The sequence below is a fragment of the Nonomuraea sp. B19D2 genome (assembly GCF_040137845.1).
Taxonomy (GTDB): domain Bacteria; phylum Actinomycetota; class Actinomycetes; order Streptosporangiales; family Streptosporangiaceae; genus Nonomuraea.
Map to the genome: position 1 here is coordinate 62510 of NZ_JBEFAK010000051.1, position 10113 is coordinate 72622.

Consider the following 10113-nt stretch of genomic DNA (forward strand, 5'->3'; position numbering starts at 1 on the left):
CGGGGTGCCGGTAAGAAGCGTGTCATGACCCCGAACGGCATTGATCTTGTTGAGCCTTGCCTGGTCAATGCTGGGCGGACATGACCACACCCCGTTCTGCCTGTCGGAAAATCCTGTCGTCAATCGGAACCCGAAAGGCCCTGTCAGGCGGGATGTTTTGTCCTCCTCTATCCGTTTTTCGGGGGCAGGTGAGCATCCTGGCGGGACACCACCTAATCGCGACAGGCTGCCCTGCACGGGTCTGGCCGCGCGGAGGCGAGGTGAGGCACAAGACTCGGGGCGCCGTTAACCAACATGTCATAGGCGCCAAACCTCGAAGATCCCTACGCGGGTGTTGTCTTCAGCCGGCGTGGTGCCGGTAACTGCCGGGCGGTGACCCGTACTGGCGTTTGAAGGCATGGGTGAAGGTGTACTGCGAGCTGTAGCCGACCTGCTGGGCGATCGTGTTGACGGGGGCGTCGGAGGTGCGCAGGAGCCGGGCTGCGGTGGTCATCCGCCACCAGGTCAGGTAGGTGAGTGGTGGCTGGCCGACCAGATGGGTGAACCGCCGAACGAAGGCGGCGCGGGACAGGCGTGCCTGCGCGCCCAGCTCCTCGACGGTCCATTGCCGGCTGGGGTCTTCGTGGATGGCGCGCAGGGCGGCGGCGACGGCGGGATCGTGCAGGGCCGCCGCCCAGCCGGTGGCGGAATGCCCGGAGACGCGCTGTTCTTCGAACCACGCGCGCAGGATGTAGAGCAGGAGAAGATCCAGCAGGGTGAGCAGGATGGTGTCGGAGCCCGGGCGGGCGTCGCTGTCCAGCTCCACGCCGAGGAGTTCGACCGCGGCGCGGAGCTCCCTGTGGCGCCCTACCCGCGTCGGCAGGTGGATGACCTCGGGCAGGTCGTTCAGGAGTGGATGCGGCGCGGATTCGTCCAGGAGGTAGGCGCCGCAGAGCATGACCACCGTCGGCGGCCGGTCGGCTGACGTTTCGTCGTCGCGGTCGTCATGGACTCCGGCGAGCGGTGTGGGCGGCTCGCTTACCGGGGTGGACGGTTCGTCGGCCAGGCCGTGTGCGGATCCGCGCGGCAGGAACGCCACGTCGCCCGGCCCGAGCGCGATCGGCTCACCCTGTGAGGGGAGAAACCAGCACGTTCCCTGGAGAACGATGTGAAACCCGGCGGACGGCACCGGCGCAAACCGCTCGGCGAAGGGAGCGGACTTGGTCACCCGGCCCGAGTGGGGTCGACCGGTACGCGCCGCGCTCACCACATCAGACAGAACATCCACGCAGCCAGTGTAACCATCGACGACCTCGGCGAAGACGATGACGCAAACACTAGAGCGGATCACGCATTCAATCGTCTTGTGTCGGCGCCTTACTGTGCTGGTGGCTGAGCAACCGCGCAGCTCCATCATGAGGAGACGACATGAAGATCGCCGTTTATGGCGCGAGTGGATACCAGGGCAAGCTCGTGCTCACCGAACTGGCACGACGCGACATCGAGACGGTCCTGGCCGGACGTGATCTCGCGCGTCTGGAGGAGGCCGCCTCGGCGGTCGGCCTCCTCGACGCGGAACGACGCGTGGCCGACACCAGCGACCATGAGGCGCTGGTGCGCGCGTTCCGCGGCTGCGACGGCGTCATCAACTGCGCCGGACCCTTCACCTCCTCAGGTGAAGCCGTGGTCCGCGCCGCGATCGCCGCCGGCTGTCACTACGTCGACACCTCAGGCGAGCAGCTCTACATCAAGAAAATCTTCGACACCTTCACCACGGAGGCGGAGAACGCCGGGGTCACCGTCGTACCTGCCGCCAACGACGGCTGCGTCCCGGTAGACCTCATGGCCCACATCCTGGCCGACCACCTTGAATCGGTCGAAGAGATCATCACCACCCACGTGATCGTCGGGGGCGGCGGCATGTCGCGCGGCTCGCTGCGCTCGCTGGTCGAGACGATCGACGCCATCAAGGCGGGAGGCATGACCTACGACGACGGCGACTGGCGCTCCGGCATGCCCGCCCGCCACACCGCGATCAGGCTGCCCGGACAGTCGGAGGCAACCCCGGTGATGGCCTTCCCTGTGCCGGAGGTGGTGACCATTCCCCGTCACATCCGCGTCCGGCATGTCGAGGGCCTGACCGAGGCGGCGTTGGGCGACCAGCTGAACATCCCGCTCACACCGGAGATCATCGAAAGCCTGCCGGAAGGACCCGATGAGGACAGCCGCCGCACCCAGCACTTCACCTACGTGCTCGACGCCACCGGTACCGACGGCCGCCGCGCCCGCGGCATTGTCCAGGGTCCCGACACCTACGGCACAACCGCGGTGATCGCCGTCGAAAGCGCCCGCCGTCTCATCGCCGACCCTGCCAAGCCGGGAGTACTCGCACCCGCCCAGGCCTACCACCCGACCGCCTTCCTCGACTTCCTCATCCCACATGGGATCCAGTGGATCACCGAGGACGCGCCGGCGACCTGACAATGAGCCTTCTCCGGTAACGAGCAGCCACGGTGTGTGATCGTCTGGGCAGGATCGCCAGATCCCGATCAGGTCCAGCTCACTCCCGGCCCTCTTCGGGTGAGCCCCCGCAGACCTGTAGAAGATCAGCTACCTGGCGGTTGGGACACGTTCGGGAGCTGAGGGCCTACTTTGGGCTGGTCGCGCGAACCCGAGCGGGCCCCCCAGTAGGGAAATCTTCCCGCACTTACGGCGCAAGATGAAAGAATTCCTTGTTGTCGGCCTATGATGGGCCGCGAACCCGGAAGATCTCTCGTCAGGGGGCGCCGTTGATCTCTGCCGTCGAGCTCGCCTTATAGTGAGCGCCCGAAAGATCCCGATTGGGACCCCGACAGAACTGCAGCCCTTGATCCACCGGCGGGGTCTTTTCGCGCGGCTAAGGACCTCTCGACGGCCCCTGGCGCGGCAGCCGCGGCCGACCTACTCGCCTTACATGGCTGACAGGCCTTCAAGCCTCTGACCAGCCAGTTCGCTTGAATACCCCAGATAACGATTGCAGCGGAGTTCGCCCCGATGGTGGTCTCGTGGCTCAACTCCATGACCGCGGCCCTTCCCGCCGTAGCCGAGGTCATGGCCGCGGGGGCAACGGTGACGACGACTCGAACCTGCAGATGCAAGGTCATTGCGTTTCCGATCAAAGTTAGGGATTGCGGCAGTAGGTCGAACCGATAGGTGACGGCGAGGCCGAGGGCGCAGTAACGGCGACGGCTGGGAGTTTCATCAGGCGAGGTCGCGGCGCATCGGATGGAGTAGTGCGGCCGTGCTCGCCAGCGCGGTGTATCCGAGCAGGATCAGCGTCCCGGCCATCGGAGACAGCAACTGGACGGGTTCGCTGGACAGTTGCCGGGCCAGGGCGTCGGCCACGGCGGTGAAGTCGGTCAGTGCCGCGGTCGCGCCGCCGGGCAGCCAGGGGTACAGGTTGCGGACACCAGGGATCATGATGAGCAGCAGCTCCGCGCCGTACAGGTAGCCGATCACCACGCACAATGCTGCGATCTGTTGGCGAATCAGCGCGCCCATGCCCACGCCGAGCACTGTGTAGGCGACCATCGCGACCGCCAGGCGGCCCAGCAGTTCGATGATGGTCCCGGCGGGCAGCCCCAGGCTGATGCCGCGGGCCGCGGCGGCGCCGAACAACGCCACAGCGGCGGTGCCCGACAGGACGAGCCCGTAGATCATGCCCGCCAGACCGTAGGTGATGAGCTTGGCGGCCAGCACCCGCCAACGGTCCGGCGCGAACAGGAACGTGAAGTTGATGGTCCGGTGCCGGTATTCCGAGGTCACGGCCAGGGTGCCGATCGCGGCGGGGATGAAGGCGGTGAAACCGAGGAAGCCGGCCACGGCTCGCACTCCGGCTTCGGTGTGCAGCCCTGGCATCGGGGGGTCGAAGTTCTCCGGTTCGATGAGAGCGAGCAGCCCGATCAGGCCGCCGCCGAGGAGGGCGGCCACGAGTAGGGTGCCCAGCCACATCCGGGTGGCGAGCAGTCGACGGAACTCCGCGTGGATGAGGGGCTTCATGCGTTCGTCCGTTCGCCGGTCAAGTCGAGGAAGATCTCCTCCAGACTGCGGTGTTCGGTGGTCAGGCCGTGGACGCGCAACCCGTGAGCGGCGGCCAGATCGGCGATCCGGGCCGGGTCGAGGCCGCGGACGCGCAGGTCCTGCGGGCTGGTCGTGTCCACCCGGTGGGCCTGGCGGGACAGGATCGGGCGCAGTTCGGTGGCGTCGGGCGTGCGTACCAGCACGGCTTGCGTCGTACCGGACAGCTCGTGCAGGGAGCCGGCGGCCAGCAGCCGCCCCTGCCTGATGACCACCACGTCGTCGGCGACCTGCTGGACCTCGCTGAGCACGTGGCTGGAGACCAGGATGGTGCGGCCCTCATCGGCCAGATCGCGCAGGAAGGAGCGCAGCCACGCCATGCCCTCGGGGTCCAGGCCGTTGCTCGGCTCGTCCAGCAACAGGACGCGGGGGTCGCCCAGCAGAGCGGTGGCCAGGTTGAGCCGCTGCCGCATGCCGGTGGAGAAGCCGCCCGTCCTGCGCCCGGCGGCCCCGGCCAGGCCCAGAAGGCTGAGCAGGTCCTCGACCCGGCCGCTGGGGTATCCGCCCATTGCGGCGTAGATCCGCAGGTGGTCCCTGGCCGAGTGCTGCGGGTGGAAGGAGGCGGCGTCGAAGACCGCGCCCACCACGGTGGTGGGGCGTGGGATGTCGCGGTAGCGCCGCCCGCCGATCGTCACACTGCCGCAGGTGGGGGCGACGTGGTCGATCATCATGCGGATGGTCGTGGTCTTGCCGGCGCCGTTCGGCCCCAGGAATCCGGTGACGTTCCCCGCTTTGGCCTCGAAACTGAGGTCGGTGACGGCAGTTATCGACCCGAACGCCTTCGTCAGGCCATGCACCTCGACGTTCATGCCATCACCGCGATCAGCCGGCGCTGAAGCTGTTCGGCGTCCGGAACACTGAGGATCAGCTCGTCGTAGCCCGACACCCGGCCCTTCAGGACGATCCGCAGGCCGGTGACCTCTCGGCGGGCGGCGACCAGACGCTTGACGCCGGTCAGGGACGTCCAGGTGCCGACCTTGATGACGCCGGAGACGAGCAGGCCGTAGTGCGTGCCCGTGGCAGTCGCAAGCGGCCGATCGAGCAGGTGCACCTCGGCGATCTGCGCCGGCGGCACGCTCACAGCGCTGGTCCTGGTGAACAGTCGTGTCCATGGGGCGAAGCGGACGGTCAGCGTTTCCTGGTGAATCTCTACCTGCAGCACGATGCGTCCTCCATAACTATCTGTTCTATTAGTTGTATATCAGATATAGTGACGGTTGTGCAGCTGACCCTTGACCTCGACAGCGAGGTCCCGATCTACCAGCAGATCCGGGACCGGATCGTGGAGGCGATCGCCAGACGGCAGGCGCGCGAAGGCGACCCGCTACCCTCCACGCGGCAACTCGCCGCGGATTTCGGCATCAACTTCCATACCGTGAACAAGGCCTACGACCTGCTGCGACAGCAGGGCGTCATCCGGATCAACCGCAAGAGCGGCGCGGTCGTACGGCGCGATGCCGACACCGGCCCGCCCGAGGCGCCGTTCATCGACGACTGGGAGGAACGCATGCGCGTACTGCTGGCAGAAGCCACCGTCCACGGCATCGATCGGCAGGATGTGCTGAGCCGGTGCGAGGCTCTACTGATCGCCTTCGAGGAGAGCCCGTGATCCCGTTCCTCAGCGCCGACCTGATCCTCATCGCACTGGTCACGTCCCTCATGCTGGCGCTGCCGGCGCTGGCCAGGCCTACCCTGCCGTTCGGAGTACGCGTCGGCATCCAGCGGGCAGGCGATCCCGTCATCATCGCGGCGCGGCGGTTCTACGCTCGTCTGACCGTTCTGGTGGCCGCGCTTGCCGCAGTGGTCTCGATCCTGGTGCTGCTGGTCACGGGCTCTGCCGTCGCGATCGGCATCGCCACGACGGTGGTAATTGTCGTGGACCTGCTGTTGTTCTACCGCGCTCATCGCATGGTCCGCGCCGCCAAGCTCGCCGGCCGGTGGGCGGCCGAGCGGCGTCAGGGCGTCACCGTGGATACCACCTTCCGCACCGACCCGGTTCGCGTGCCGTGGTCGTGGGGGTTGCCCGCCCTGTCCGTGCTGCTGTTCACCGCGGGCATCGGCTGGGCACGCTACGGCGGACTGCCCGTCACGCTGCCGCTGTTTCTCGGGTACGGCACAGCCTCCTCGCAGCGTGAACCCACCACCGTGCTGAACGCCTTCCAGCCGGTGATCTACCAGATCGCCATTACCCTGATCGTCCTGGCCACAGTCCTGGCCGCGCTACGCGCCCGCCCCGACCTCGATGCCGCCAGACCCCAAGGTTCAGCCCGCCGCTACCGCATCTACCTGCGCGGCGTTGCGGCGATGTCGTTGCTGTCCGCGGCCTGCCTGAACCTGGCTCTGTTCTTCGCAGCCCTGCAGCTGTGGGAGATCGTCACCCCCGTGACCGCCTGGCAGGTGGTCATCTACGCCCCGCTCATCGTGCTGCTGGGCGGCTGGCTGATGTGGGAGATCAAGGTGGGCCAGGCCGGGCACCGGCTCCCCGCTCTGCCAGGCGAGGAACTGGAGGACTCCGGGGTCGGCCAGCGCGACGACGACCGCCACTGGTTCCTCGCCGGCACCGTCTACGTCAACCGCCTCGACCCGGCTCTGCTCGTGCACGCCCGTCTCGGCTCCTCCTCGTGGACCCTTAATCTCGGCCATCCGATTGCCTGGCTCCTGCTCGGTGTCCTCGCTGTTGCCTTGATCGTGTTCGCGGGGTTGGCGCTGGCAGGCGTCGTTGATCTGCCGGAGAAGCACAGCCTCTTCTGATGATTTGCCGGTGCCATGTCCCGGCTCAGCTCGGAGGTATACGCGGGTTATGTTCAGGGGCCCCGGGCCCCCACTGGCGGGTGTTGGCGCTAAGGGGCGAGCGCCTGGAGCATCTGATCGGATGACAGCTACGCCTTCGTCGTGGGCTTCGTCTTCGGCTGCCTGTGCACAGTGGTGTCTTTGTCTAGGTGGCCGTAGACGGTGGAGCGGGGCACACCGAACAGGTCAGCGATCTGCTGGACGGTCTTGACTCGCGCGTCGTACAGCTCTTGGGCCAGCGCCGCCTGCTCGGGGGTGAGGCGGGGGCGACGGCCTCCGACCCGGCCGCGCGCACGGGCGGAGGCCAGGCCGTCCATCGTGCTGGCGACGATCAGCTCGCGCTGCAACTCGGCCAGGACCGACAGCATGCCGAACATCGCGCGGCCCTCCATCATGTCGGTGTCGATGCCCTGCTCGATCACATGCAGGCCCACCTGGCGTTCGCGCAGGTCCGCCCCGAGGGTGACCAGGTGCAGGACTGAACGCGACAGCCGGTCCAGCCGGGTGACCTTCAGCGTGTCGCCCTCGCGCAACAGCTTGAGGACCAGGTCGAGGCTGGGCCGGGAGGCCTTGGCGCCACTGGCCTTGTCCAGATAGATGTCGTTGCGGTCGACGCCCGCGCGCAGCAGCGCGTCGATCTGGTGGGCGGGGTTCTGGCCGGCGGTACTGATCTGCGCATAGCCGAAGAGCACTGTCGAAATCTACTCCACGCACCGTTCACCGACATTGATTTTCGACACGAGTTATCGACAGTACCCACCTGCGGCGGGTCCCGGTAGTCCTGTAGGAATTTCCGTCGGATATGGCCCTGAGCTGGGGTTAGGTGGGGGCCGGTGATCGTCTCTGTGGGAGCTGCCGCTACGTTCGGACCGTTTGTCCCGGTTCTTGCGTTGGGTGGGGTTTCGTGTCGCAGAAGATGTTCACGGCCGAGCAGCTGGAGCAGTTGCAGTCGTTCCCGGAGATCAGCCGCGAGGAGTTGAACAAGCATTTCAGGTTGACGCAGGCGGATCGGGCGTTCGTGGATCCGGGACATGGGCGGGGGCCTGGGGACAAGTTGGGGCTTGCCGTCCAGCTGGCGACGCTGCCGTGGTTGGGGTTCGTTCCGGATGATGTCGCCTCGGTGCCGCCTGCGGCGAGGGTTATCTAGGGTTGGAGGACCCTTCCAGCAGGTCAGAGGACGATGATCTCTTCTTTCACGTAGGCCAAGTTGACCGAACGCAGCCCGGACCCAAGAAGAACCGGGCGTGCGGAGAGCGCCTCAAGGTCGTTAAGGGCGCGTCGCAGCACTCCGACCTTTGGCGTTAAGTGATCTCGCTGGTGGGGGGCGGAGGTGAACCATGGCCCCGCCCTTGGCGGGGTGCAGTACTGGTGAAAGGGGGCAGTCCCCTGGTCGGCTCAAAACTCCCAGAGCTGCAGCGAGCCGCCACCCAACCTGGCTGGCTGCGCCCGCCCCCTTTGCTGGAGCGCCTTCTGTTCCATCCCCTCGGGGGTCGGGGCGTCGAAGGATGATCGTTACCATCGGTAGGGGCAGAGTGACGTCCAGCCGAGGCGGTGCTGTCAGAACTCTCCAGCCCTCCAAGCATGAGGCATCCGTACTGAGGCGCAACCGAAAGGAAGACCGTGGACATTTGGCAAAAAGCCTATGAGTTCATCGACTCCTATTACGACGTGTTCAAGAACGCTCGCGCGAGTATCGGGAGCATGTACCGGGAGAACTCGGTTCTGAACTATGACGGAGACGAGGCCGTAGGCCCGGCGGCCATCGTAGACGCGGTGGCCGACGTCGGAAATTGGGACTACGAGAACCGGCTGGTGGACATCATGCCCCAGGCAGACGGCACCGCAGTCGTTCTCGTGACAGGGGCGCTCACACTCCCGAGTTGGAACGGTTACAAGTCGGCCTTCGCTGAGACGTTCGTGCTCATGCAGGATGAAGACGGCTCGTACTACGCCGGCTATGACACTTTCAGATGGAGCCGGCTATGACACTTTCAGATGGATTCGTCAGTCAGAGTACAAAGGTTGAAAAGTCAGGGTTCATAGCGGGCTCCCGGTGAGGGTCAGGCCGTTATGAACGACGAAGGCATCCAACAGGTTAGGCCGGTAGCCGTGCTCTTCTCCGCCAGATTCGCGAATCGCATCGACCGATGGAACCTGGACGGTTCGAGGGGGACAAACAGCTCAAACGGCGCCAAGAAGCCTTCAGGTCGAGCGATAGGGCGCGCCTCTGGACGTAACCAGCCCGGCAAGAAGCGTGCTGGTCAGCAAGCTAAGGGCTAGGCGTTGCGATGAGGCGCCGCAGTGGAGCCGGGTCGTGAAAAGGCGCGGGCGTCCGGATCTCGCTCACGATGTTCCCAGACGCTCACGCCTCAGACCAGGAGACCCAGGGTTTCGGGCGCTTCCCAGGCGATCAGTTGCTCCTCATCCGTCAGCCACTCATAGCCCGGGATCGCGACCCTGTACTTGATCGCGCGGGCCTTGAACCGTGCGGTACTGACCGTCCTCGCCCGGATCGAACCCCGCCGGCAGGTAGCGCAGGAACTTCGGCTGAGTAAGCGTGTTGACCACCGTCGGCGGCACTCCAGCCCTGCAAGCTGCACCACGACAGGAACTCCCCGACGGTCCCCCTGATCGCGTTCGCGGTCCCCTCGCTGCGATACCGCACCGCGGCGCCCGGTTTGCGCGAGCGCGCCGGCATCGGCTCGTCCACCAGCCAGCGCATCATCGCCATCAGCTGCGGAAGGCTCGGGCCGGCCCAGTCCAGCCCATGACCTCGGCAGTACGACAAGTACAAGGCGATCCGGCCCGCGTAGGTCTTCTCGGTGTTGAACGCCCGCCCCGCCCCGCCAGGTACGCGCACGCCTCGACATGCAACCCGAAATCCTCATCATCAACCACCACCCACGACACCGACTCATCGGCGGCCACCGCTCGTTCAGCCCGGTAGTGCCGCTCGGCCGCACCCGACATGCCCAACATGCCGTACGGACACCCAAATACTGTGTGCCAAGTAGCCGCCCACACTACTTGAAGTACTTGCTGCACGACTGAGAGCCACCAAAGATAACGGCGGCCAGGCTGGCAGAGCAGTTGGGGGTGCATGAGCTGCCCCGGGTTGGTTGGAGGCTCCCAAGACTGGAAGGCTGGGAGTCGTGCCCGCACCGAGGAAGTACCCCCAAGAGCTGCGTGAACGCGCCATCAAGATGGTGTTCGACCTGCGTGAGGAGA

10 protein-coding genes are annotated in these 10113 nt (G+C 66.2%); 5 read left to right on the plus strand and 5 right to left on the minus strand.

Features of this window, described 5'->3' with window-relative positions; genetic code table 11:
• Positions 1-340: 340 nt before the first annotated feature.
• On the minus strand, positions 341-1267 hold the full coding sequence (locus ABN273_RS49760; RefSeq protein WP_349456670.1) for an AraC family transcriptional regulator: 927 nt from the start codon (positions 1265-1267) through the stop codon (positions 341-343).
• Positions 1268-1407: 140 nt separating this feature from the next.
• Here ABN273_RS49760 and ABN273_RS49765 point away from each other — a divergent pair, with 140 nt between their 5' ends.
• Complete coding sequence (locus tag ABN273_RS49765; protein ID WP_349456672.1) at positions 1408-2460, plus strand: saccharopine dehydrogenase family protein; 1053 nt, start codon at positions 1408-1410, stop codon at positions 2458-2460.
• Positions 2461-3219: 759 nt separating this feature from the next.
• Here ABN273_RS49765 and ABN273_RS49770 read toward each other — a convergent pair.
• The 3 genes from ABN273_RS49770 to ABN273_RS49780 are packed head-to-tail and all read right to left on the minus strand — an operon-like array spanning position 3220 to position 5257.
• Positions 3220-4017 (minus strand): ABC transporter permease, encoded by a 798-nt coding sequence (locus tag ABN273_RS49770; RefSeq protein WP_349456673.1) that lies wholly within the window; start codon positions 4015-4017, stop codon positions 3220-3222.
• A complete protein-coding gene (locus tag ABN273_RS49775; RefSeq protein ID WP_349456674.1) occupies positions 4014-4904 on the minus strand; it encodes an ABC transporter ATP-binding protein in 891 nt (296 codons plus the stop codon). The genes ABN273_RS49770 and ABN273_RS49775 overlap by 4 nt, the downstream gene beginning before the upstream one ends.
• Positions 4901-5257 (minus strand): hypothetical protein, encoded by a 357-nt coding sequence (locus ABN273_RS49780; RefSeq protein WP_349456675.1) that lies wholly within the window; start codon positions 5255-5257, stop codon positions 4901-4903. Before ABN273_RS49780 ends, ABN273_RS49775 begins: the two co-directional genes overlap by 4 nt.
• Positions 5258-5314: 57 nt before the next feature.
• Here ABN273_RS49780 and ABN273_RS49785 point away from each other — a divergent pair, with 57 nt between their 5' ends.
• Complete coding sequence (locus tag ABN273_RS49785) at positions 5315-5704, plus strand: GntR family transcriptional regulator (RefSeq protein WP_349456676.1); 390 nt, start codon at positions 5315-5317, stop codon at positions 5702-5704.
• Positions 5701-6846, plus strand: a complete 1146-nt coding sequence (locus ABN273_RS49790; RefSeq protein WP_349456677.1) for a DUF1648 domain-containing protein — start codon at positions 5701-5703, stop codon at positions 6844-6846. Before ABN273_RS49785 ends, ABN273_RS49790 begins: the two co-directional genes overlap by 4 nt.
• A 128-nt stretch (positions 6847-6974) precedes the next feature.
• Here ABN273_RS49790 and ABN273_RS49795 read toward each other — a convergent pair whose 3' ends face one another.
• Entirely contained in the window at positions 6975-7577 is a 603-nt protein-coding gene (locus tag ABN273_RS49795) for a recombinase family protein (protein ID WP_349456678.1), read from the minus strand.
• 212 nt (positions 7578-7789) lie between these two features.
• On the opposite strand from ABN273_RS49795, the gene ABN273_RS49800 reads away from it, so the two are divergent.
• Positions 7790-8032 (plus strand): DUF4158 domain-containing protein, encoded by a 243-nt coding sequence (locus ABN273_RS49800; RefSeq protein WP_349456679.1) that lies wholly within the window; start codon positions 7790-7792, stop codon positions 8030-8032.
• 473 nt (positions 8033-8505) lie between these two features.
• Positions 8506-8871: a ketosteroid isomerase family protein gene (locus tag ABN273_RS49805; RefSeq protein ID WP_349456680.1), complete on the plus strand. Its 366-nt coding sequence runs from the start codon at positions 8506-8508 to the stop codon at positions 8869-8871.
• The last annotated feature ends 1242 nt before the right edge of the window (positions 8872-10113 follow it).

Excerpts from the sequence above, each read along its gene's own strand:
- ABN273_RS49765 (WP_349456672.1), top strand. The coding sequence starts at position 1,408 with ATGAAGATCGCCGTTTATGGCGCGAGTGGATACCAGGGCAAGCTCGTG.
- ABN273_RS49770 (WP_349456673.1), bottom strand. The coding sequence starts at position 4,017 with ATGAAGCCCCTCATCCACGCGGAGTTCCGTCGACTGCTCGCCACCCGG.
- ABN273_RS49775 (WP_349456674.1), bottom strand. The coding sequence starts at position 4,904 with ATGAACGTCGAGGTGCATGGCCTGACGAAGGCGTTCGGGTCGATAACT.